21 protein-coding genes are annotated in these 23,856 nt (G+C 41.9%); 1 reads left to right on the forward strand and 20 read right to left on the reverse strand.

Annotated features, from left to right (window positions below; genetic code table 11):
* Positions 1-159: 159 nt before the first annotated feature.
* From KFT32_RS22760 to KFT32_RS22840, 17 genes are all read right to left on the reverse strand, one after another.
* A complete protein-coding gene (locus KFT32_RS22760; protein WP_211749731.1) occupies positions 160-1,023 on the reverse strand; it encodes a sugar phosphate isomerase/epimerase family protein in 864 nt (287 codons plus the stop codon).
* Between the two features lie 30 nt (positions 1,024-1,053).
* A complete protein-coding gene (gene kduD / locus KFT32_RS22765; protein WP_211749732.1) occupies positions 1,054-1,806 on the reverse strand; it encodes a 2-dehydro-3-deoxy-D-gluconate 5-dehydrogenase KduD in 753 nt (250 codons plus the stop codon).
* Between the two features lie 19 nt (positions 1,807-1,825).
* Positions 1,826-2,578, reverse strand: a complete 753-nt coding sequence (locus tag KFT32_RS22770) for a DeoR/GlpR family DNA-binding transcription regulator (RefSeq protein ID WP_211749733.1) — start codon at positions 2,576-2,578, stop codon at positions 1,826-1,828.
* Between the two features lie 39 nt (positions 2,579-2,617).
* A complete protein-coding gene (kduI, locus tag KFT32_RS22775) occupies positions 2,618-3,448 on the reverse strand; it encodes a 5-dehydro-4-deoxy-D-glucuronate isomerase (RefSeq protein WP_211749734.1) in 831 nt (276 codons plus the stop codon).
* A 204-nt stretch (positions 3,449-3,652) separates the two neighbouring features.
* A complete protein-coding gene (gene deoC / locus KFT32_RS22780) occupies positions 3,653-4,330 on the reverse strand; it encodes a deoxyribose-phosphate aldolase (protein WP_211749735.1) in 678 nt (225 codons plus the stop codon).
* 239 nt (positions 4,331-4,569) lie between these two features.
* Entirely contained in the window at positions 4,570-4,905 is a 336-nt protein-coding gene (gene cyoD, locus KFT32_RS22785) for a cytochrome o ubiquinol oxidase subunit IV (RefSeq protein ID WP_211749736.1), read from the reverse strand.
* 1 nt (position 4,906) lies between these two features.
* A complete protein-coding gene (cyoC, locus tag KFT32_RS22790) occupies positions 4,907-5,524 on the reverse strand; it encodes a cytochrome o ubiquinol oxidase subunit III (RefSeq protein WP_211749737.1) in 618 nt (205 codons plus the stop codon).
* Positions 5,524-7,500, reverse strand: a complete 1,977-nt coding sequence (locus KFT32_RS22795; RefSeq protein WP_211749738.1) for a cbb3-type cytochrome c oxidase subunit I — start codon at positions 7,498-7,500, stop codon at positions 5,524-5,526. Before KFT32_RS22795 ends, cyoC begins: the two co-directional genes overlap by 1 nt.
* Positions 7,501-7,529: 29 nt before the next feature.
* Complete coding sequence (qoxA, locus tag KFT32_RS22800) at positions 7,530-8,444, reverse strand: cytochrome aa3 quinol oxidase subunit II (protein ID WP_211749739.1); 915 nt, start codon at positions 8,442-8,444, stop codon at positions 7,530-7,532.
* A 279-nt stretch (positions 8,445-8,723) separates the two neighbouring features.
* Positions 8,724-8,990 (reverse strand): hypothetical protein, encoded by a 267-nt coding sequence (locus tag KFT32_RS22805; protein WP_249436075.1) that lies wholly within the window; start codon positions 8,988-8,990, stop codon positions 8,724-8,726.
* 344 nt (positions 8,991-9,334) lie between these two features.
* Positions 9,335-10,687, reverse strand: a complete 1,353-nt coding sequence (locus tag KFT32_RS22810) for a GH1 family beta-glucosidase (RefSeq protein WP_211749740.1) — start codon at positions 10,685-10,687, stop codon at positions 9,335-9,337.
* A 222-nt stretch (positions 10,688-10,909) separates the two neighbouring features.
* The gene (locus tag KFT32_RS22815) at positions 10,910-12,607 is read right to left on the reverse strand and encodes an ABC transporter substrate-binding protein (protein ID WP_211749741.1); all 1,698 of its coding nucleotides are present in this window, start codon (positions 12,605-12,607) and stop codon (positions 10,910-10,912) included.
* Positions 12,608-13,104: 497 nt separating this feature from the next.
* Positions 13,105-14,808 carry an ABC transporter substrate-binding protein gene (locus KFT32_RS22820; protein ID WP_211749742.1) on the reverse strand — a complete coding sequence of 568 codons (1,704 nt, stop codon included), beginning with the start codon at positions 14,806-14,808 and terminating at the stop codon, positions 13,105-13,107.
* 117 nt (positions 14,809-14,925) lie between these two features.
* Positions 14,926-15,825: a carbohydrate ABC transporter permease gene (locus tag KFT32_RS22825; protein WP_211749743.1), complete on the reverse strand. Its 900-nt coding sequence runs from the start codon at positions 15,823-15,825 to the stop codon at positions 14,926-14,928.
* A 16-nt stretch (positions 15,826-15,841) separates the two neighbouring features.
* Entirely contained in the window at positions 15,842-16,825 is a 984-nt protein-coding gene (locus KFT32_RS22830) for an ABC transporter permease (protein WP_211749744.1), read from the reverse strand.
* A gap of 224 nt (positions 16,826-17,049) precedes the next feature.
* Positions 17,050-18,594, reverse strand: coding sequence for a response regulator transcription factor (locus KFT32_RS22835; RefSeq protein WP_211749745.1), 1,545 nt, complete (start codon positions 18,592-18,594; stop codon positions 17,050-17,052).
* A 2-nt stretch (positions 18,595-18,596) separates the two neighbouring features.
* The gene (locus KFT32_RS22840) at positions 18,597-20,378 is read right to left on the reverse strand and encodes a cache domain-containing sensor histidine kinase (RefSeq protein ID WP_249436076.1); all 1,782 of its coding nucleotides are present in this window, start codon (positions 20,376-20,378) and stop codon (positions 18,597-18,599) included.
* A 204-nt stretch (positions 20,379-20,582) separates the two neighbouring features.
* Here KFT32_RS22840 and KFT32_RS22845 point away from each other — a divergent pair, with 204 nt between their 5' ends.
* Positions 20,583-21,380 (forward strand): undecaprenyl-diphosphate phosphatase, encoded by a 798-nt coding sequence (locus KFT32_RS22845; protein ID WP_211749746.1) that lies wholly within the window; start codon positions 20,583-20,585, stop codon positions 21,378-21,380.
* Positions 21,381-21,449: 69 nt separating this feature from the next.
* Here KFT32_RS22845 and KFT32_RS22850 read toward each other — a convergent pair whose 3' ends face one another.
* From KFT32_RS22850 to KFT32_RS22860, 3 genes are all read right to left on the reverse strand, one after another.
* A complete protein-coding gene (locus tag KFT32_RS22850) occupies positions 21,450-21,776 on the reverse strand; it encodes a thioredoxin family protein (RefSeq protein WP_211749747.1) in 327 nt (108 codons plus the stop codon).
* A gap of 38 nt (positions 21,777-21,814) precedes the next feature.
* A complete protein-coding gene (locus KFT32_RS22855) occupies positions 21,815-22,723 on the reverse strand; it encodes an aldo/keto reductase (RefSeq protein ID WP_211749748.1) in 909 nt (302 codons plus the stop codon).
* Between the two features lie 149 nt (positions 22,724-22,872).
* Positions 22,873-23,841, reverse strand: a complete 969-nt coding sequence (locus KFT32_RS22860) for a siderophore ABC transporter substrate-binding protein (RefSeq protein ID WP_283246466.1) — start codon at positions 23,839-23,841, stop codon at positions 22,873-22,875.
* Positions 23,842-23,856 lie beyond the last annotated feature (15 nt).

Below are 23,856 nucleotides of genomic sequence, written 5' to 3' on the forward strand. Positions count from 1 at the left end.
AGACTTATTCCTCCTTGACGAGGTTATTGGCCCTCGTATTTTTCCATATTCTCTCACAACTTGTTACATTTGAAAAGAACTAATTCCGAGTTTTCCTATGTATTTTATTAAAAAAGATAAAAAACCTTTCATTCTGTTACATGAGGTTTTTTATCTTTTTTATGAAGAGATGAATTCCCGAGCACTTTCAGCATGCCACAAACGGCGTAAATAAGCTGCGGCCTCGTCTGCCTGCTCCTCCGTTACCCCTTCCAATGAAATGTCGATGTGGGGTTTATAGGTTTTAAGCAGTTCAAAAAACAATGGATAATTAAGGATCCCTTCACCAGGCAGAGGATTGTATTTATTGCCGTTTACATCAAAAGCCACGTCCTTAGCATGAATAGCAATCATTCGATCATAAAGCTTTTCAAACACATCTCTTAAAAAATCTGCCTGATTCACCACATGTTCTACCTTCATCAAGTTGCAAGGATCAAACAGCAGACCCAGGCTGGAATTTGGAATCTCCTCAAAGAGACGCTGCATATGCTCTGTTGTATGCAGCGTGTGTACGGAAACCGGTTCAATGGCTACATGTACACCCCATTTATCTGCTTCTTCTGCCAACTCCAGCACAGAATCTCGAAGTACCTGGAAACCTTGCTCCTCGTAAAAATCCGGATGTGTCTTTTGATAAGTCGTAAGGCTCCCTGTTTCCGTTGCTACTATGCTGCAGCCAAAGTCACGGGCATACCGCAGATGCTCCTTAAATCTAGCAAGATCCGATCGTCTTTCTTCAGCATCTGGATTGACGGGATTAATATAGCATCCTAGAACAGCAATGCGAATTCCTTCTTTGCTGAACTGTTCTCCAACCCAATTGGCAAGCCCAGGACTTAGCTTCCCGTTCGATGAATCGATATCCGAAAGGGCTTTAGCAAGAGCAAGCTGAACGGATGTAAATCCGCTGCCTGCAATTCGGCGGGCAAGATCATTCGTTTTTTGTTTACCAAACGTATGTGCCAGTACTCCAAGTTTCATTGTCGTACCCCTCCTCTAGGCGAGAAACTTCTAGCGAGCAAGCCAGCCGCCATCCACGTTCAGAATATGACCGTTCAAATAATCGGATGCATCCGATGCAAGGAATACTACGGGACCTTTCAAATCTGCTGGTGTACCCCAACGTCCTGCAGGAATCCGTGCAGTAATATCTTTGTAGCGATCCTCATCTTCTCTAATCTGCTGCGTATTGTTCGTGACCATATACCCTGGAGCTATGGCGTTGACCTGTACACCTTTCCCAGCCCACTCATTCGCAAGTGCCTTCGTCAGTCCCGCTACAGCATGTTTACTTGCCGTATATCCTGGAACATTGATACCGCCCTGGTAAGAAAGCATGGAAGCAATGCTGATAATCTTGCCACTTCCCCGCTCAATCATATGGCGACCTGCTAGCTGACTAAGAAAAAATACGGTATTAAGATTGAGAGCTATGACATCGTGCCAATCTGAAGCTCCATGATTTGCAGCCGGCGTACGACGAATGATCCCTGCATTGTTGACAAGAATATCAATATGACCTAGAAAACCAAGTGCCTGTTCAAAAAGAGCGGACAGCTCTTCCTCTTTACTCAGGTCTGCCTGAATAGGAAGGGCTTTGCGACCTAAAGCTTCAATGGCCTGTACGGTTTCCGTGGGCATGGAGTGGGAGACAGCAACTATATCTGCCCCAGCTTCTGCAAGCCCTAGTGCCATACCTTGACCTAGTCCGCCGGATGTTCCGGTAATCAGAGCTACCTTTCCGCTCAAGTCAAAAATGCTCATCTTTTACGCCTCCTGCAAGTTAGTAATCGATAATTAACCCTGCATTTTTATATGGTTCCAAAATCCCCTCATCAAGTGCCTTATCACTGATCACCCTATGAATTTCTGAGGTCTGTGCAAAGGTACGAAGGGCAAACTTCCCAAATTTATAATGATCAGCAACAACATAGACATGTTGCGCAGTTTGAATTAAAGCCCTTTTTAACGGAACAAGATCCCCTGTATAGATAGAGAATCCAAACTCTGGATGGAGAGCAGTCGTAGAAATAAACGCCTTGTGAATGTTCAGATTCTTAATAAAATGCTCTGTGTCCTCACTAACTAGCATATTTCTGACTCTCGATCCTCCGGGCACAACGAGACGGATCTGATCTTTTTTTGTGAGCTCTGCAATGATAAACAAATCATTCGTAATCACCGTGAGTGGTTCATTATTCAGCAGTCTTGCCATCTCCAGCGTGGTGCTTCCTCCATCTAGAGCAATAATGTCTCCCGGCTCAATGTAGGTAAGAGCACGTTCAGCAATCTCCATTTTTTCCGGGTTATGCTTCTCTAGCGCCCCTCTGCTTGTAAGAATGCCATATTGATCGTTCTGAGCGAGCATTGCACCGCCATGTACTCTCATAAGGAGGCCCATCGATTCCAGCTTGTCAAGATCCTCCCGAATTGTCTTGCCGGTCACATCTAGCTTTTCGCTCAGTTCACTAACAGTAACTTCTTTTTTGGCAATCAGCGTTTCCATAATTTTCTCGTGTCGTTTCATTGAATTCATAAACGGTTCAACTTCCTATCTGTATTTCTGTCATACGTTCTATTTTAGCTCGGTCATAGCAACGCCGTCCATATCATCGAACGTCTGATTCTCTCCTGCCATCGCCCAACAGAAAGTATAGTTGCTTGTTCCAACACCGCTATGAATAGACCAACTTGGAGAAATAACAGCTTGACCTTGACGTACAACGAGATGTCTCGTTTCATCCGGTTCTCCCATCATATGAAAAACAGCACCTTGCTCCGGCAAGTTAAAGTACAGATAAACTTCAGAGCGACGATTATGTGTATGAGCAGGCATTGTATTCCACATGTTCCCTGCATCTAGTTCGGTTATCCCGAGTACGAGCTGACAGCTTTTGATACCGCCTTCATGAATATACTTATAAATCGTTCTCTCATTGGAGGACGCAATGCTTCCCAGATGGCTAGGTGTTGCATCTTCCTGCGTTGCTTTCACTGTCGGGTAAGCGTGGTGAGCCGGAGTTGAGACAAAATAGAACTGCGGAACTTCTCCTGCTCCCGAATGGAAGATGACCTCCTTGACTCCCAGACCAATATATAGGCATTCCTTCGCACCTACCTCGTATCTCACACCGTCAGCTGAAACTGTACCATGTCCACCTATATTAATAATTCCGACTTCACGACGTGCGAGAAAAAAGTCTGTACCAATATCCTTCAAAGGAACTTCAAGCTTAATGTCCTTGGACTCAGGTACTGCCGAACCTACAATATAACGGTCCACATGCGAATACACGGTTACCAGTTCATCCTTAGCAAACAGCTGTTCAATTAGAAACTCTTCACGTAGACGTTTTGTATCATAATTTTTCACTTCATTTGGATGGGACGCATAACGATTTTGCATTTCTCATCATTCCTTTCATAGTGAGTAGCTTGGATTATTAACTGCACATTCGTTCATATAGGTTTATATTAGTTCATTTTATATCATTTGTGTACACTTATTTATAAAAACTTTAAAAAAATATATAAAGATGATGTTTCTATAAAAACAAAAAAACGGCCCTAAAAGGGCCGTTCATTTAAACCTTATTACGCAAATATCATCTTAGTAGCTGCTCTCGGAACGTTCGCCTTTAGCAATTGCGACTCCGCCGCTCGTACCAATTCTTGTAGCTCCTGCTTTGATCATAACAAGCGCATCTTCTGCACTACGAACACCGCCAGAAGCCTTCACGCCAACATCAGGACCTACTGTTTTGCGCATCAGAGCGATGTCTTCTTTCGTTGCTCCTCCAGTGGAGAAACCAGTAGATGTCTTAACAAAATCAGCACCAGCTTGTACAGCAAGTTTGCATGCACGTACTTTCTCATCATCTGTAAGCAGACAAGTTTCAATGATTACTTTCGTTAGAGCTTTCCCTTTAGCTGCATCTACTACAGCTTTGATATCAGCACCAACATAATCGTCATTACCGTCTTTCAGTGCGCTGATGTTAATAACCATGTCTACTTCCGTAGCCCCGTTAGCAATTGCATCCTTCGTTTCATATGCTTTCACCTCAGAAGTCGTCGCCCCTAGAGGGAATCCAATAACAGTGCATACTTTTACCTCTGGTGTATCTTTCAAAACTTCATAAGCTGTCGATACAAATCCCGGGTTTACACATACGGAAGCAAATCCATATGTTTTTGCCTCTTCAGCAAGTTTAATAATATCCTCACGGCGAGCATCTGCCTTGAGCAATGTATGGTCAACCAGTGGTGCAATGGCGGTTTGTGTCATAATCAAAATCGTCCTTTCTTCTATCATCCTATATTTCGTTCATATCCCGTGAAACTCCACTGTTATCATACCAATACTGCCTTCGTAAAGCAAAGGCCATGTACCGGTTTTTACGTTACAGTTTGTGTAACCCACTCCGTTTCCATTCAGGAATTCACGAATCAGTTCCATACCTGCACATAAAAATACCTTGCCCGCTCTATAAAGAGCAGACAAGGTAAATAAATAATCATATTCTATTAATGGGCCACCAGGTTGTTCATCATGATCCAGACGGAACCTACAACAATGGTAAGTACCAGCAGAAGTCCAAGAATCAGACCCATGACATTCCATTTTGGTTTACCCGGCTCACCTTCACGGATATGCATGAAGAAGAAGAGCTGAACAACAAACTGTAATGCGGCCATGATCAGGATAATGACCATATTTACCGTTTTGTCGAACATGTCATTGAGAACAACCACAAGCGGAATGATCGTCAGTACGATCGAGATAATATAACCGATGAGGTAAGACTTAAGCGATCCATGATTCTCGTGAGAATCATGTGCATGGTTATGTTGCTCTGCCATCTTACATCACCCCCATCAAGTAGACGATGGTAAGAAGGAAAATCCAAACCACGTCCAAAAAGTGCCAGAACAAGCTTAGTGCCATTACTTTACCGCGAGTTACCGGAGTAATGCCACGTTTCTTGATTTGAAGCAGAAGGCCGAACATCCAGCAAAGACCGAATGTAACGTGAGCTCCGTGCGTACCTACCAGTGTAAAGAATGCACCAGTGAAAGCACTTGTTGTAATCGTAGCACCTTCGTGTACCATTTCAACAAACTCGAAAATTTCAAGTCCAAGGAACGCTAGACCAAGTACCCCTGTTACGATAAGCCAGTTCATTAGACCCTTTTTATCGCCACGGTTCATAGCCAGTACAGCTAGACCACTTGTAAAACTACTTGTCAAAAGAATAAATGTTTCAGCAATGACCCCTGGCATATTGAAAAGATCAGCACCCGAAGGTCCGCCTGCTGTATTGTCACGCAGAACAATAAATGTCGCGAAGAATACAGCAAACAGGATAAGGTCAGAAATCAGGAATAGCCAAAAGCCGAGCATTTTTAGTTCTTGCGGATCGTGATGTCCATGATCGTGATCATGTGCATCCGAATGTTGATTTGTTGCTGTATGTGCCATTATACCGACCCCCTCAAGGCTGCTTCGGTACGACTTACTTCTTCAGCCGGAATGTAATAATCCGTATCGTACTGGAATGAGCGAGCAACTAGACATGCAGCTACACCGATGAGACCTGGAATATACATCCACCACCAGTCCCAAACAAATCCGAAACCTGCGATAAAGAAGAATACCGCCATAATGATTGGAATACCTGTGTTTTTAGGCATATGAATCGGTTCGTATACCGGCTGTGTTTCAGTCTGATTGCTTGTAGCGTTACGTTGTTTATCTTCCCAGAATTGGTCAACCGTAGTGACCTTAGGTACGATAGCAAAGTTATATTCAGGTACAGGAGACGGAATAGACCATTCAAGGGTACGTGCATCCCAAGGATCCGCTCCCACTTTATTTTCTTTATATTTACGAATACCATCTGCAATTTGCAGCAACTGGAACAAGAAACCTGCACCCATCAGGAATGCCCCGACGGAAGAAACGATGTTGAGCGGTGCCCAACCTGTATCCCAGCCGTATGTGCTCAGACGACGAGTCATACCCATCAGACCCAGCGCGTATTGCGGCATAAACGTGAGGTAGAAACCAATGTTCCAAGTCCAGAATGCCCAATGTCCCCAGCGATCCGGCAAAGTAAAGCCGAACAGTTTAGGCCACCAGTAGTACATCCCTGCAAAATAACCGAATACTACACCACCGATAAGTACTTGGTGGAAGTGAGCGATCAGGAAGTAACTGTTGTGGAACTGGAAGTCTGCTGGCGCTACCGACAGCATTACCCCTGTCATCCCCCCGATAATGAAACATGGGAAGAAGGCAATGGTCCACATCATCGGAAGTGTAAAGCGAATCCGGCCACGATACATCGTGAACAGCCAGTTAAAGACTTTAACCCCCGTAGGTATAGCAATGAGCATTGTCGTTATCGCAAAGAACGCGTTGACATCTGCGCCCGAACCCATCGTAAAGAAGTGATGGACCCAAGTAAAGAAGGACAATACACTGATGATCAGCATAGCGAATACCATCGATTTATATCCAAACAGTCTCTTTCTCGAGAAGGTAGCAACGATCTCAGAGAAGATACCGAAGGCCGGTAAGACTACGATATAAACCTCAGGGTGACCCCACATCCAGATCAAGTTGATGTACATCATCGGGTTACCCCCGAGATCCAGTGTGAAGAAGTGTGTTCCTGCAAAACGGTCCATAAACAGAAGGAACAATGTTACTGTCAAGATTGGGAAAGCGAACAAAATAATGATGTTCGTTGCAAATACGGACCAAGTAAACATCGGCATTTTCATCCAAGTCATACCCGGCGCACGCATTTTAATAATCGTTACCAAGAAGTTAATCCCGGTAGCAAGGGAACCGATACCTGATATCTGGATACCCCATATATAGAAGTTCTGTCCTACCCCCGGACTAAACTGCAGTCCTGATAAAGGCGGATAACTGAGCCAACCTGCTGCTGGTGAGCCCCCGATAACAAATGAAATGTTAAAGAGCATAGCTCCTAGGAAGAACAACCAGAAACTTAGTGCATTCAAATAAGGGAATGCGACGTCACGCGCTCCGATCTGCAGCGGTGTAACGATATTAAATAAACCGAACATAAATGGCATGGCCATGAACAAAATCATGATCGTACCATGTGTTGTAAATACGGCATTGTAGTGATCTGCATGAAGGAATTCCATATTAGGCATGGCCAGTTGGAATCTCATCATCAGGGCGTCAACCCCGCCGCGGAACATCATCAGGATAGCCGCCAAAATGTACATGATACCGATTTTTTTATGGTCAACGGTAGTTAACCAGTTTTTCCAGAGCCAGCTCCACTTTTTAAAGTAGGTGAGTCCGGCTACGATTGCAACAGATGCAAGTCCAATCGATACTTGTGCCCCAAGAATGAGGGGATCACCCGTAACGAGGAATTCCGTAGTCAGAAACTCCCAAAACTCACTTAGCATGGATGAGGGCCTCCTTTCGAGCTATTAATTTATTCATGTGCAGCTTCTTCAGCAACTTTTTCGTTTTTCTCAACTACATATTTCGTTACGATATTTTGGAACATTTCGTCCGGAACCGCAGAGAAATATTGTTCATTTTCGATACTTGGCAAAGCAAGCTCGTCATAAGATTGTTCGGTAAGAGGTTCTGATTTGAGTTTCACTTCTTTAACCCAATTGTCGTACTCTTCTTCCGAAACAGCATTTACATTAAACTTCATTTCCTCGAAATGTTCCCCTGAGAAGTTAGCGCCTGAGCCTTTATATACTCCCGGCTCGTCGGCTTGCAAATGAAGTACCATGGCCATACCGGACATTGTATACATCTGTCCACCAAGTTCAGGAATCCAGAACGAGTTCATCGGTGCATCGGATGTAAGTTCAAAACGAATTGGCGTATCTTCCGGAATCGTAAGTGTATTTACACTTGCTACATTTTCATCCGGATACATAAAGAGCCATTTCCAGTCCAATGAGACCGCCTGTATCGTTATCGGCTCTTTGTCCGACACGAGTGGTTTCGAAGGTTCTGTTGCATAAGTGTATCGCACAGTAACTACACCAAGAATGATAATGATTAGGATAGGTACACCCCACCATATCGTCTCGGCAACCGTATTGTGCGACCAATTAGGTGTGTATTTTGATTTGTTTTCTGGTGTATCACGGTATTTCCACACAATGACACCAACGAGTATTAAGGTTGGTACGATAATGATCGCGCACAAAATGGTCGAAATAATAATTAAGTCCCTTTGTGCATCGCCGATCGGTCCTTTCGGATCGAGAACAACGTATCTTCCTCTTTCATCCGCAAACATAGCCCACACGATAACACCTATCGTGACGATCGATAGGACAGCTGCGATAATGATTTTGGAAAGCGACCTAGGTTTTTTGTTCATCTTGATCCCCTCTCCTTACGTGCTATTACAAAACGATGCTATTATCTTCTCCCTAAAGATATCAGAAATTCATCAACATGAACGTCTTGTTAACAAATTTGTCGAATTTCATCATTTCATTTGTGAATCTTTTCTCACATTTGATATTCTGCCTTGATTTTTCCATACTAAAAAACCTTAGCCAGTGGACACGGTGGGTGCCAGTTGACTAAGGTTCTTTACCTTTTAATTGCCTTTCTGAATCAACGCTTCTCTTCTCCCTTGATGAACTCATTCGAACTAATCAGTATCCCGTTCACTTCTTCTTATATCAAGCAGTCCCATTGCCTTACCAATAAAATAAATGTAGACGCTCCCTACTAAGAATCCAATGCCCACCATGATTCCTGTATTACTGTGAGTCAGCGCGTGAAGGTTGAACAAGCAAATTACAACTCCAGTAATCAAGGCCATCCAAGCCATTACGGTCATCATAAAAACCATCTGCGTTGCGCGTGTGTCGTTCTCCTTGTTATCGCTTACACGTACCGGTTTATTGACGATCATCGTATATCAACCCCTTCTAAATTTTGTAAGTTCTTACTACATTTAATATATCATACTTCACCTAAATTGTTCACTATTTGTTCAAATTTTAGTCAATATTTGTTCAATATTTTTGTATTTATAGGGTTTTACCCTTATTTTTACATATCAAATCATGACTTTTGTAGTTGACTCCGCCACATTTAAGGTGGATTTAAGGTTCACGTGTTATAAGATCACAACAAAAAACCGCCAGAGATTAATAATCTCCAACGGTTCTATATCCTGTAAGCTATGAATGATGTCACTTTTATTTCTTTTTTGTATCTGCACGATATCGTCTGTGTTCCTTTTGATATTGCAAATTACAAAACGTCTTTTGTTTCCAGCCAATTATTGCGAATCACATTCTGATACCAATAGAAGCTTTCTTTTGGCGTACGAACTAAGGATCGGTAATCTACATGTACAAGTCCAAATCTCATGCGATACCCTTCAGCCCATTCAAAATTATCCATAAGAGACCAGGCCATATACCCTTTCAGATTCAGGCCATCATTCATTGCACGATGAACCTGTACCATATGCTGCTGCAAGTAGGAGATTCGGCGGTAATCTTTAACTTCCCCATTCACAACACCATCATTAATACAAGCACCATTCTCGGTAATATACGTATCGATATTTCCGTACTTTTGCAAGTAATGCAGTACTTCATACAATCCGCGTGACTCTACCGGCCAGCCAATATCGGTACGAACAAGTCCCATATCGAGCGATTCCATGTGCAAGATGCCGCCATCCGGATTATAACGCCCAACATTCATCGTATAGTAATTGATTCCCAGATGATCGATTGGCTGACAAATTGTCTCCATATCTCCTGGCTGAACGTCAGGTTTAGCCCCTGCTTCTTCAAACCAGTCTAACATAAACTGTGGATAGGACCCTTTAAAAACAGGATCTAGGAACCAATCTGCAAACCATGCGATATGACGATTACATGCAGCTTGATCTGCTACTGATTTGCTATATGGTACTGACCACTCCACATTGGGAGCGATACCAATTTTACCATCTATTCCGAGCTCGCGGAATTTTAGCACCGATTTACCATGAGCGAGCAAAATCCCGTGCCCTACATTTAAAGCAACTTGAAGATCTTTGTTTCCTGGAGCATGATTACCAAGTAAGTTAGATAAAAATGCGATACACCACGGCTCATTAAAGGTTAGCCAAAATTTGATTTTCCCGCCAAATTCACGGAACATCACTTCTGAGTACTTCACAAAGGCATCTACAGTACGTCTATTCTCCCATCCTCCGATATCTTGTAGCGCTTGAGGAAGATCCCAATGATAAAGCGTACAGAAAGGCTCAATGTCGTTCTCAATCAACTTATCAACAAAACGATGGTAGAAATCTAGACCCGCTTGGTTGATTTCTCCATCCCCATCTGGAATGATGCGAGGCCAAGCTACGGAAAAACGATACGTATTAATTCCCAGTTCCTTCATTAAAGCAATATCCTCTTCATATCTGTGGTAACTATCACAAGCTATATCTCCATTATCTCCGTTAAATACTTTTCCTGGCGTCTTCGCAAAGGTATCCCATATCGATGTTCCTCTACCATCCGTTTGAGTAGCGCCTTCGATCTGATATGATGCGGTCGCTGTTCCCCATTTGAAATCTTTCGGAAATTTAAAAATGGTCATTTTTAATTCCTCCCAAAATCATCATTTTTGAATTGCTAAAACGTTTTCGAAAACAAATAAAAAATTTTATACTTTAATAGTTTTAGAGGATTACGGTAAATATAAAACGTTTTCATTGAATTTATTATATTTCAATATTTATCGTTTATCAAGAATACCTCTTCCATTTTATATAGAAAAGAAGGAACCATAAGGTTCCCTCTTTTCTATTTATAACAGGAATTACTCTACATCTTTACCTGTCCAAAGTGATACTCTATTTTTAATCAACTGAGTATATTCTTGTTCCATCTCTACTGCCCCAGCTTTATCGAGCTCAGCTAACATATTATCATAAATCTGGTCGAACTTAGCTGGTGTGGACACAATAGCTTCTGGAATCCGTTTTTGAATAATATCCTGTGTTTTTTGATAAATGACTTGGTATTTACCATCAGTAGGTACTGGCATGTTGTAGGCAGCTCCCCATTCCTTCACTGCTAGATCTTCTTCACTTGGGAATAGCTCTTTCCACGTTTCAATACCATAACCTTCTAAAGCTTCTTTCTCTGCATCACTATAATTTGCTACAATTTGTTCTGGGAAATTGGTAGTGTAGTAGTTCCCAGTAGAATCTTTCACACCATCCCCGTAATGCGGACCGAAGACATAGTAGAGACCGATTCCGCTTTCTTTAGTGAAGTTTACGTTATCATTATTTTTACGTTCCTGTACGTCAGCCGGAACAACACGAACGCCGTCCTCTACATTATAGTGTTCCCCTTCAATTCCCCAGTTACGAAGCACTTGTGCTTCTTCGGAGGCCATCCAATCTAAGAATTTAATAGCACGAATAGGATCTTCACAGCTTGTTGTAATCCCAATACCATAAGCATCTGAACCAATTGGCTGGAAGTCTGCACGTTTATATTCAGAAGAAAGAGTTACCGGATAATGTCCATAAGTCATATCGTTTTTGCCTGCATTTTTCAACGCGACTTCTGCATCATTATATGCCCACTCCTGGTCGATCAAACCAAGTACACGGCCGCTTGCAATTTTCGCTTTATACTGATCTTCTTTTTGAATGAAAGTATCTTTGTCTAGAAGACCCTCATTAAACATTTTATTCAGCCAGCGGAAGTATTCTTTCTCTTCTGGACGTTTGTAATGAAGCATTGCTTCGTAAGTCTCTGGATTAATATAGTATTCACCATCATCAGGTGCGCCCGTTGCAGCAACTGCAGGGTTAGTGACCGTGATCATACTTCTCCAGCCATCTGCACTAAGTGTAAGTGGAATTGTCGGCTGGCCATCCTCTGTTGTCGGATGTTTTTTGTAATATTCTCGAAGTGCATTTTCATAATCTTCTAATGTTTTTATTTCAGGATATCCCAGCTCTTTTACCACACGATGCTGCAGCTCAAATCCGCCCGTATTATCAAAACTCACCTGATCAACAGAACCATTCGTAGGAATAGCATAGATAGCCTGATCCTCTTTGTTATACTTCAGACGATTCATTTCCTCGCCATACATTTTTTTGATATTAGGAGCATACTTGTCTATCAATTCCGTCAAATCAATCATGGCTCCTGCATCGACTAATTTTCCCATATTCCCTTTTGGAAAAATAATATCAGGATAATCACCGCTCGCAGCCATCAAAGCGATTTTATCATCTCCGCCTCCACTAGCAATGTCATACTCTGCATTAATCGTAACGCCTGTTTCTTCAGTAATCTTTTTACCAACAGCGTCTTGCATTTTAACCCAGTTTGGGCTTGTATCTGCTCCAAAGAATGAGAATGTAATAGGCGCTTTAGAATCGGAATCTGCTGCACTTGGTTCCTCACTTTTTGTATTTCCACAAGCAGCAGTAAACAGCATAGTACTTGCGAGCAACAACATAGCGATTGTTTTCGGTGCTTTATGCTTCATTGACAATATCCCCCTTAAATAAATAGCTTGTATATGCATAACAGGTGGCCCTGTATATACCAATGAAAACTTTCGAAATTTACATTGAACATATTCCATTAAAGAAAGCGCTTTAGATTAAAAGCTTAGATATTTATTAAGATAAGGATTCTGTGATGTCAATTATTAATGTAAGCAATTTACAATCATGAGTAACCAGTGTAAAGAGTACGTAGTGTAGTGTTTTGACTGAAGCGAAATGATGAGCTTACTTAGGGGAGACCGTCCGGCGCGCTCCTAAGTTTCTATTTAACTCATTGAAATGGTTCGAATTCGTTAAGTTAAACGTTTTCGATACGTAAGTTTCCCCTCTCGCTAAAATGTAAGCGCTTTATAATTAGATATTATTAAACTTTACCTATTATGTCAATATCTATTTTATATAGAAAAAAGAGACTATTATTATTTATAATTCGTCTCTTTTCTCTAGGTGTACCTAATTTGTGTAGGTTAAATCCTTATTCGGTTGGCGTTGCAGATCCGCTCCAAAGTTCTACTCTAGCTTTTACAAGCTCGGTATATTCTTTTTCCATCTCGGAAGCTCCTGCTTTATCAAGCTCACTGAGCATCGTCTGAAAGACTTCATCAAACTTCTCCGGTGTAGATAAAATTGCTTCTGGAATCCGTTTTCTGATAATATCTTGTGATTTCTGGAAAGCAACACTATAGCTTGAACCAGATGGGACTGGAAGGTTATAAGCAGCACCCCATGGTTTCACTGGGAATTCGTCTTCTTTAGGGAACAGATCCTTATACGTTGTTGCCCCGTATTGTTCCAGCGTCTTGCGGTCAACATCACTATAAGAAGCTACAATTTGTTCTGGAAAGTTCGTTGTATAGTAGTTATCGGTTGAATCTTTAACTCCGTCTCCATAATGAGGAGCGATGTTACCATACAGTCCAATTCCTGTTTCTTTCTGGAAAGGTCCTGCATTGTTATTTTTCTCATTTAATACTTCTTCAGGAATTACACGTTTACCATCTTCGATATTGTAGTGTTCTCCCTCGATCCCCCAATTGATAAGAACTTGACCTTCTTCGGAAGCAAGATAATCAAAGAACTTGATTGTTCTCACAGGATCTGGGTTTGTTGTAGAAATACCGATGCCCCATCCGGACATAAAACCTGTATCTTGGAAGGTATGATCGAGATATTCCTCTGACATCGTTACTGGGAAAGTAGCATAAGTCTGATCATATTTACCGGATGTCTTCAGTGCATTCTCCGCATCTGCAAATCCCCAGTCCTGGTCAATCAAACCTAGAACACGGCCACTAGCAATTTTGGATTTGTACTGATCTGATTTTTGAACAAAGCTTTCTTTATCAAGAAGGCCTTCATTGTACAACTTGTTTAACCAGCGGAAATACTCTTTCTCCTCTGGGCGTTTCACATGCAGCATTGCTTCATAAGAATCTGGATTAATAAAATATTCACCATCGTCATGAGCACCTGTAGCCCAGAACGCAGGGTTCGTTACCGTAATTTGAATTCTCCAGTCATCTGCGTCCAGCGTCAGCGGAATCGTTGGCTGTCCATCAATTGTCGGATGCAGTTTCACATAGTCCTTTAGTGCTTTCTCAAAATCTTCTGTCGTACGAATTTCAGGGTATCCCAGTTCTTCGAGTACACGGTGCTGAAGTTTGAAACCTCCAGTTGCGTCGAAATAGGTGTTCCCTACACCGGCGTAAGTCGGCAGTACGTAGATAGATGGATCCTCGTTACTGTATTTCAAACGATCCATATAGTCCCCGTACAATTTTTGAAGATTTGGTGCATACTGCTCAATGAGCGGAGCTAAATCAATCAAGGCACCTGCATCTACCAGCTTGTTTACTTCCCCTTTAGCGGAAACAATATCCGGATACTCGCCGCTTGCTGCCATGAGTGCAACACGGTCCTGGCCACCACCCGTCACAGCAAATTCTCCGTTTAAAGTGACACCTGTAACTTCTGTCAGCTTTTTACCGACCTCATCTTGCATGCGATTCCAGTTAGGAGATGCATCTGCACTAAAGTAGCTAAAGGTAATCGGTGTCGTTTCATTACTGGTATCTTCGTAATCTCCAGAGGCATTCCCCCCTCCTCCGCCACACCCTGCCGCAAGCAGCGACATTCCGAGTAAAGGAATCATTGCATATTTCGTTGTTTTACTAGCCATTTGTAAGTCCTCCCACATCTATTCTGGTTGAGTTTTGATTTTTGACATAACACTATCCATTTTATCTTTTATTTCTCTATTGGAACTATCTACTAAATTGCTTATAAATCTATACGCTTACGCTTTAACAGCACCCAATGTCATTCCGCCAACAAAGTATTTTTGCAAGAACGGATATACCAGCAAGATCGGTACGGTAACTACAATGGTAATCGCCATCCGAATCGACTCTGGAGATACTTGGGCCATCTGCTGTGCCATATCATTGGCATTGATATTAGACCCGCCTTGCTGTGTGCTTTGAAGAACTTTCATAAGTTCATACTGAAGTGTAGTAAGCTCTGGTTTTGAGCCGTTATAAAGATAAGTATCAAACCAGGAATTCCATTGTCCTACCGCGAGGAACAGGGCGATCGTAGCAAGCACCGGTTTACACAGTGGAAGTATAACTTTGTAGTAAATCGTAAAATCATTTGCCCCATCAAGCTTGGCTGATTCCTGAAGCGCATACGGCAAACCGTCAATAAAAGATCGGATAACAAAAACATTAAAAGCACTAACCATCATCGGCAAAATATAAATCCAGAACGTACCGATCAGGTTAAGGTCTCTCATCAGAATGTATCCAGGAATCAAACCTCCAGAGAAATACATTGTCAGTGCAAGAAAAGTGGATACAAATTTCTTAACCCTGAAATCAGGCCGGCTCAGTGTATAGGCCAGCATTGAGGAACTAAGTAGTCCGAGTATCGTACCTATAATCGTTCTGGCTAATGAGATTTTGGCACCCTGAACGAGTCCTTCATATTGAAAAATCGTTTTGTAGTTCTCTAGCGTAAACTCCCGTGGCCATAAATAAATGACCCCTCGAACTGTATCGGTTGAATCATTCAAGGAAATTGCCAGAACATTCAGAAAGGGATACAGCGTTACAATCAGAATGATAGCCATCAAAATATAGTTGGCAAAGTCGAATACTTTTTCCGACCTTGTCGCATTAAATGCCTTGCTCGACATGTCTTGTTCCTCCCTTCTACATGATGCTTTCTTTCGTCAGTTTCTTGAAGAGTCCATTTGCTGCAAACAGCAAGATAACGCTGACAACGGAGTTAAATATACCGATGGCTGTACCATAGGAGTACCTGCCCATTTGCAAACCATAATTAAGTGCATAGAGATCTAATACTTCAGAGTAATCCGTAACTAGACTGTTTCCTAGCAGGAACTGCTTCTCATAACCGATGCTGATCAAATGCCCAATGGACATAATGAAGAGGACAGAAATTGTAGAACGAATACCTGGCAATGTAATATGCCACATTTGTCTCCAGCGGCTCGCTCCATCCACCCTTGCAGCTTCATAAAGTTCCTGAGCAATCCCCGTAATCGCAGCAAGATAGATAATTGCGTTCCAACCCATTTCCTTCCATAAATCGGAAGCGGTTACAATGTACCAAAACAAGTTCCCTTGAGCCATGAACTGGATCGGTTCATCGATAATATGAAGTGCTAACAGAATATCATTGACGATACCACCGTCGGTAGATAGCATCTTCGTTATAATCCCAGCGACAACAACCCAAGATACAAAGTGAGGTAGATATGATACCGTTTGCACGGTTCTCTTAAAAAATTTGCCGCGAAGCTCATTCAGCAAGATAGCAAAAAAGATCGGAAATATAAATCCAACGACCAGCCCCATCATACTCATAGCCAGTGTATTTCTTAGAACAAGATAAAACCGTTCATCACTAAACAGTTCCACAAAGTGGTCAAAACCTACCCATTCCTGCTCCATGAAAGACTTTGCAGGTTTGTAATTCTGAAATGCCATTGTCCAGCCCCAGAGTGGTAAATAGTTAAATATGAATACCCAGATTACAAATGGCATGGACATCAGCAACAAGTACTTCTGATCTTTCAAACTTTTCCATAAACTGTTCGGCCATTTCCGCTTCACTTGCTTAGCGGCGGAGGCCTTCGAATCCGTGGAAGCGGGCTTTGTTAGCGTTTCCATGAAATGACCCCTCCTCTGTTTGATAAACTAATCATACTCCAAGAAATGGACAATCAATACCCGATGAATTTCACGTAAAATCATATAAAAATTAGAGGTACGTCTAATCTTTATTGGTTAAAATGTCTAAAAGTGAGGGCATTATTTTAGATAAAAGTGATGTCTGTTAACAACTTCACATTTTTTATAAAACGTTTTCGAAATTACTCATAAAACGTTCTTTATCATTGACGTTCTTTATACTGATCCCGATATGCGGAAGGTGAGATCCCGATGTACTTTTTAAATTTACTATGAAAATAATCCACGTTTGCATATCCGATCTGTGCAGATACTTGATGTACCTTCAGTCCTTCTTCAAGCAAAGATTTTGCCTTCTCCATTCGAACCTTATCGAGAAAAACATTAAACGATTCTCCTGTATAATTCTTAAACAACTTACCTAGGTAACTGCTGTTATAATTAAAAACCTCGGCAAGCACCTCAAGCTTCAAGTGATCCCCCGGATTTCTTTTTATAAAATCAATCATCTGCTTAATAATGGTATCTTTACTGTTCACCCCGAGTTGCTGAATTAACTTAGCAAATTGCAGATGCAGTGTTTCCAAAAGAGCTGTAAGCGTCGGCTGCTGATATAATGAGGACAACATGGCCGTATGTTCTGTTGCAATCAGTTTGGATTCCGTACTGTGAAGAGAAAGCTTGTTTAGAGCAACAGCCGCAATTTTTGTAATCTTCTTTTTAATATCATGCTCTGTATAGAAACCTTGGATCATAACCCGCTCCATATCATCTAATACACGGGAGAGAAGATCTTTACTTCGTATGTCCAGCGCATAATAAAGTGTATCCGTAAGTTTATCCTCGTCTAGTCTGAGTGGGCCTACAACTTCATTCGAACTTGGCTCACTTGTTGCTTGCATCGTCACAACCGATGGTTCAGTAAAGAAAAACCTATTTTCCATAATATGTAGAGCTTCATTATAAGAAGCCTCAATGTCTTGGATATACAGTACACAAGATCCCCCTGCCATGTATACCGGGCTTGAGAACCTCTTAAGTACCAAAGCCATTTCATCATAAAAACGATGACGTTCCTCGTCAGAGACTAAAGGCTGTTTAAGCAAGCATCCAATATACTGTCCAGCAGTAAAAACTATTCCTTGCTTCGATGAAGCAAGCAATTCTGCCATTTCACGTTTCACTTCTGCTCTCATGTGAGAATGTGATTCACTGTATACTTCGAGAAGGACTACTTGATATAAAGGCCAATCCAGTCCGTACTCTATTACATCTTCCCGCGGCCACACTTGTCCCCCGAATAATATAGATTCAATTACGTGCTCACGGTAAAAAAAATCCTCATTTGTACTGCGTTGTTTCAAGTTTTGTTCCTTATCAAGAAGACCTTTAATACGGCCTAGTTCCTCTACCATTTCTTCTTCATCAACAGGTTTCAGTAAGTACCCTCCTACACCGTAACTGATTGCCTTCTTGGCATAATCAAAGTCTGCATGACCGCTCAAAATAAGAAACTGTCCCTTCTTCCCTTCCCGGCGGAGATGTTCTATAACTTCAAGTCCATTAAGGCCCGGCATACGGATATCCAGAATGGTAAGGTGCGGGTTTAACTGATGATGTTTATCAATAGCTTCCCTTCCATTTGAAGCGGTATCTAGAACCTTGTATCCCTGTTCTTCCCAGTTAATAATCGTCTTTAGACCTTCCCTGATTGTAGGTTCATCGTCAACTATTAATACGGTATACATTATTATCTGCCTCCTTTAGGAACCGTGAAATCAATTTCTGTACCTTTTCCATACTCACTGGATATGATCAGTCCATGCTCTTCACCATAGGATAATGTTAGCCGTTGATGCACATTTCGCAGACCAATTCTGCTCTTCTCTTCTTCTTCTGGTCCGGTTATGGACAATATGACTTCCTTGAGTCTGTCCGGCTTAATTCCCATCCCATTATCTCGCACTTTAAAATGAACGAGGCCACTGTTCTCAAAGATATAGACCTCTACTTTTACCCCTTCTTCCTTATTCTCTAGACCATGTACAATTGCATTTTCCACTAACGGCTGAATAATTAACGGAGGGATCTCTGCTCTCTCTACGTCTTCCTCAACCCTGAGATCAAAATCAAGCCGGTCCTCATAGCGAAACTTCTGAATCTGTAAATAAGATCGAACCATTTCCATTTCCGCTTTAATCGTCGTTTTGCCGCTACCAATCTCCAAATTTTTACGAATCAGTTTACCAAGCAACCTAACGATATTCGCAATTTCTACTTCCCCTTGAATATGAGCCTTCATACGAATGGATTCCAATGCATTGAACAGAAAATGTGGATTTATTTGACTCGCCATCATCTTAAGTTTAATTTCTTTCTGTGCAATCGCAAGACGATTGTTCTGCTCACTTGTGTCTACCACTTGTCCCATTAGCTCATTAATACTCGTCACCATATGGTTGAACTGCCTTGATAACTGACCGATCTCATCATTGCCATCCACATGCGAAACGACATTCAAATCCCCGAGCGCTAATCGATTCAACTGCCTGCTAAGACGTAACAACCGATTGGTTGTAAGCAAGGAGATCACATATACAAGTGCCAAAGCAAAAAGGAGTACAAGTATAATAAACAGCATTCCAATGAGGCTAATTTGGTTCGCATCGCTTACGATACTTTCCGTCGAGAAAATGGATACAATCTGAAATCCGTTCATACTAGAAGGCGGGATGATCTCGTCCACAATAATGTTAGAAGGCTCGCCATATACATTCGCTTCGACCAACCCATTCTTATGAGTGCTAAGATCAACTCCGATGTTTAATGAGGCAAAGGTGGAACCCACAAGTGTCGTATCTTTTGCAGCAACGATGTACCCCTGGTTGTCCACAATCATCGTGTTAAAAGGCTCCTGGCTTAACATGTTGTTCAGCTCATCTCGGTTAATCAGAACCATTAGGACACCACGGCTCTGGTACTCTGGAAATTGAACTCCTCTAACCAGACTAAGTGTGTCCGCTGGATTATCTTCTGTAGTTGGAATATAAAACCAACCTATACTGGTAGAACTCATGGCTTCCTTAAACCAGGGAGAGTTTTGAATTTCAGTATTTACAGGGATAAATTCATGATTATTGACCAGGGTCGAGTTAAATGAAAAGAAACGAATTCCATACAATTCTCTATACTGCTGCAAATACTCATTAAACAACGTAAACCCATGATAACTTCGCGTCAGCTCCAAAATATCAGGAAACCGCGTATTAGCAATTTCCTTCATATCATTATTAAACATAAGAAGATTAGAAATATCTGTTGGCACCCTGAGTAAGGTCATCGTCTGGTTATTGATTCGATCTACATTGTTCTCTGCCTGCTGGATCGCCTGATCTACCGCTTGCTGTCTGAAATAATAGGTCACACCTAAACCAATGATGAGTACTGGAATCATGACAACAATCACATAGCTAATCACAAGCTTATGTTTCAGCTTCAAATCGTTGGTAAGCCGTACGAGCCTCGAAAGCAATTTTCACACCTCATCCATTTTAAGCGCTTACACATCTCCATTTATTCTATCACAAAATGTAACACTAGAAATGGCCAGTTTCGACAATATAATACATTAAAATACATTTACAATAGTTCTGATAAAAGCATAGGACGAGTACAATACAATGATGAGTTATGTTTTTTATGGTTTCTATTTTAGCAGGCAAAAAGGGGACGAGCTATGGACATTTTATCATCGATCATTATGGGAATTGTGGAAGGACTCACGGAATTCCTGCCCGTTTCCTCCACTGGGCATATGATTATTACTGCTCATCTGCTTGGACTTTCTACCAGTCACGAGGATGTCAAAACGTTTGAAGTAGTTGTACAGCTAGGAGCTGTGCTGGCAGTCGTCGTACTTTACTGGCGTACTTTTGTCGGTTTTTTCACCGTAAAGCCTGGGGATCGTGTTATGCCGCGCCTGAATCTACTTCATATATTTCTCGCTATGATCCCTGCGGGGCTTGCAGCTGTACTGTTTCGTGATGTAATCAAACAATATTTATTTGGACCTTCTACTGTCGTCTACAGCTTGATCGCCGGAGGCCTGCTAATGATTGCAGCAGAAAAATGGCACAAGAAACCAACAGCTCAGACGACAGATGATATTACCTACAAGCAGGCTTTTATTATCGGGCTGTTTCAAATTTTAGCACTTTGGCCCGGCTTTTCACGTTCCGGATCTACGATTTCCGGTGGGCTTCTTGCAAGAGTCAGTCATACAGCCGCAGCTGAATTTACTTTTCTCGTCTCCGTACCCATTATGGTTGCCGCAACAGCTCTCGATTTATGGAAAAGCTCATCTTATTTATCAGTATCTGATCTCCCTTATTTTGCTATAGGGCTTCTTACCTCCTTTGGCGTAGGTATGCTGGCCATCAAAACCTTCTTGCGTCTTTTGAAAAAATGGAAGCTCTCTACCTTTGCTTACTACCGCTTTGCCCTTGCCCTTTTCTTATTTTTTATCATCCTATAAAAAAAGGAGCCTTCCTAAGCTATCTGCAGCTTAGGAAGAGCTCCTTTTTTGAACAAATTGAATCATAACTTATTGCTTGGATTCCAGGGTGTCCAGGTACTCTGAAATTTGAGTAGGTGTCTTTGCCCATTTACTATGTAAATGCGCGATCTTCTCCCCGTCTTTAAACACGAGCAAACTCGGAATACCCCGAACTTGATTTTGTTCCGCTATAGGCAGAAATTTCTCAGCATCCAGAGCAAAAAACTGTTTGTCCTGATGTTTATCCATCACATCTCCGATAAAACGGTCCAGATTTTTGCAATCTGGGCACCAGTTCGTATCAAACTTAATTACCGTAAGACGATCACCGTTAATCAGGTTCTGGTATTGCTCTTCGCTTTCAATTCGTTCCACTTGAATTCCTCTTTTCTTTATCATTGATGTCTATCTAATTATAGATGTTGTGTATATTGATTGGCTCTAGTCAATTTTCTCAATTTCCCTTGTTCTTTATCCGTTATTGGAGCCGTTAGGGAAGCCCCTATGTTGCTAAGCAGTTGTTCTCTGGAGCTAGCCCCAGGAATGACGGTGGCAACTGCGGGATGTGAGAGGGCGTATCGAATGGCCAGTTGTGACATATTTCGTTCCGCTGTAACAAACGGTGCCAATTTGCTGCGAATATCTTTAATCTGTTCAGGCGTGTAATCTAGATAACCCTTCAAGGTCTTATCTTCTCTGCCATCTGCGAGTGCTCCGCTAGCGACAGGACCTCTAGCAATGACGCTGACCCCGTGTTCGTGCAGAGCAGGAAACACCTCTTCCTCGCCACGCCGATCAAGCAGACTGTATTGATTCATTACACTTACAATAGAAGAGCGCTCGACATATTCACGAATGACATTCGGACGTATGGACGATATCCCATAATAACGAATCACTCCTGCTTGTTTAAGCTCCTCAAAGGCTTCGATCGTCTCTTCCATATGATCCTCGATCATACCCCCGTGAAGCTGATACAGATCAATGTAATCAGTCTGAAGCCGACGCAAACTCTCCTTAACCGCATTCATGATATGTTGCTTGCTAGGATCCCAGCTGAGTCCTTCTTTACCCGGCAAACGCCGATTCCCTACTTTTGTTGCGAGAATAACATCTTGTCTTCGCCCTTTTAGTGCCTGTCCCACCAATTCTTCATTACGCCCATTATCATAGATATCCGCGGTATCCAGAAAATTAACGCCATGTGCGAGAGCTTCATGAACTAGGGAAATCGCTTTTTTTTCATCGGTCCCAAGCGACATGCATCCGAGACCAATTTCACTGACCAATAGATCAGAGGAACCGAGTCGATTTGTTTTCACTGCGTGATCTCCTCCCAACATGAATAACGTGACATAAATAGTATTGTAGCATGACAAGCTTAGAACACAAAAAACGTAGAGGATACTTGGGAAACCTTCCTTTCCCCTATACCCTCTACGTTCAAATAGTGATCTTTTAAACGTTACTCTTAGCCTTCAAATGCTCCACTTACTTCTTTCACCATTTCGGATACGGAAGCAAGACCTCCACCAGACAAGTACCAGTAGTTAGCATCAAGGTAGACAATATGTCCATCTTTGTATGCTTTAGTATTCTTTACAAGACTGTTCTCAACCAAATCTTTAGCAGAAGAAGCATCCCCTTCAGCATTAATTACACCGCGGTCCACTACGAACAGGTAATCTGGGTCTTTCTCTACAATATATTCAAACGATACGCTTTGACCATGTGTAGAAACTTCAATGTTTTCATCTGCTGGTGTGAAACCAAATACGTCATGGATAATACCAAAACGGGATCCTGCACCGTACGCACTAATTTTCCCCTCGTTTGCAAGGATAATCAATGCATTTTTACCGCTAGCTGTTACCTTCTCGTTCAGTGCTTTGATTTCATCTTCTACTTTTGTAACTTCGGTATTGATTTCATCTGTTTTGTTGAAGATTTGACCTAGAATCTCCATGTTTTCTTTATAAGAATCCATGTAGCGAGTTGTGTCTACTCCAAGGTAGATTGTTTTTCCAATCTTGCTAAGTTCTTCGTAAGCATCGGACTGACGACCAGAGATGATGATTAGGTCTGGGCTAATTTCTGCGATTTTTTCAAAATCAGGTTCTTTCAAACTACCTACGTTAGCATATTTAGAATCATTGTACTTTTCAAGGTAAGGGGGAATGTTCGCTTGCGGCACACCTGTTACATTTACACCCAGTTTATCAAGGGAATCGAGAATCCCCATATCAAATACGACTACTTTTTCTGGGTTTGTCTTCACTGTGGTTTCGCCAAGTTTATGTTTAACAGTTACTTCTGCGCTTTCTACAGGTTCCGAAGTTCCATTACTTCCTGCAGCTGTGTTCGTCTCTGCTCCGCCTTCAGCCTCTGTTTTAGAGTCCGTTCCACAAGCGGCAAGGACTACCGTAAGCATCATAACCATAACAAGTGTAAATAT

This window comes from Paenibacillus sp. Marseille-Q4541, from assembly GCF_018310695.1.
Lineage (GTDB): Bacteria > Bacillota > Bacilli > Paenibacillales > Paenibacillaceae > Paenibacillus.

Bases quoted from the DNA above. Each gene is read 5' to 3' on its own strand.
- KFT32_RS22805 (WP_249436075.1), bottom strand. From the start codon at position 8,990: ATGATCGTCAATAAACCGGTACGTGTAAGCGATAACAAGGAGAACGAC.
- KFT32_RS22825 (WP_211749743.1), bottom strand. From the start codon at position 15,825: ATGTCGAGCAAGGCATTTAATGCGACAAGGTCGGAAAAAGTATTCGAC.
- KFT32_RS22760 (WP_211749731.1), bottom strand. From the start codon at position 1,023: ATGAAACTTGGAGTACTGGCACATACGTTTGGTAAACAAAAAACGAAT.
- KFT32_RS22830 (WP_211749744.1), bottom strand. From the start codon at position 16,825: ATGGAAACGCTAACAAAGCCCGCTTCCACGGATTCGAAGGCCTCCGCC.
- KFT32_RS22815 (WP_211749741.1), bottom strand. From the start codon at position 12,607: ATGAAGCATAAAGCACCGAAAACAATCGCTATGTTGTTGCTCGCAAGT.
- KFT32_RS22860 (WP_283246466.1), bottom strand. From the start codon at position 23,841: ATGGTTATGATGCTTACGGTAGTCCTTGCCGCTTGTGGAACGGACTCT.
- KFT32_RS22770 (WP_211749733.1), bottom strand. From the start codon at position 2,578: ATGAATTCAATGAAACGACACGAGAAAATTATGGAAACGCTGATTGCC.
- KFT32_RS22835 (WP_211749745.1), bottom strand. From the start codon at position 18,594: ATGTATACCGTATTAATAGTTGACGATGAACCTACAATCAGGGAAGGT.
- qoxA (WP_211749739.1), bottom strand. From the start codon at position 8,444: ATGAACAAAAAACCTAGGTCGCTTTCCAAAATCATTATCGCAGCTGTC.
- cyoC (WP_211749737.1), bottom strand. From the start codon at position 5,524: ATGGCACATACAGCAACAAATCAACATTCGGATGCACATGATCACGAT.
- KFT32_RS22845 (WP_211749746.1), top strand. From the start codon at position 20,583: ATGGACATTTTATCATCGATCATTATGGGAATTGTGGAAGGACTCACG.
- KFT32_RS22795 (WP_211749738.1), bottom strand. From the start codon at position 7,500: ATGCTAAGTGAGTTTTGGGAGTTTCTGACTACGGAATTCCTCGTTACG.
- cyoD (WP_211749736.1), bottom strand. From the start codon at position 4,905: ATGGCAGAGCAACATAACCATGCACATGATTCTCACGAGAATCATGGA.
- kduI (WP_211749734.1), bottom strand. From the start codon at position 3,448: ATGCAAAATCGTTATGCGTCCCATCCAAATGAAGTGAAAAATTATGAT.
- KFT32_RS22810 (WP_211749740.1), bottom strand. From the start codon at position 10,687: ATGACCATTTTTAAATTTCCGAAAGATTTCAAATGGGGAACAGCGACC.
- KFT32_RS22820 (WP_211749742.1), bottom strand. From the start codon at position 14,808: ATGGCTAGTAAAACAACGAAATATGCAATGATTCCTTTACTCGGAATG.
- deoC (WP_211749735.1), bottom strand. From the start codon at position 4,330: ATGACACAAACCGCCATTGCACCACTGGTTGACCATACATTGCTCAAG.
- kduD (WP_211749732.1), bottom strand. From the start codon at position 1,806: ATGAGCATTTTTGACTTGAGCGGAAAGGTAGCTCTGATTACCGGAACA.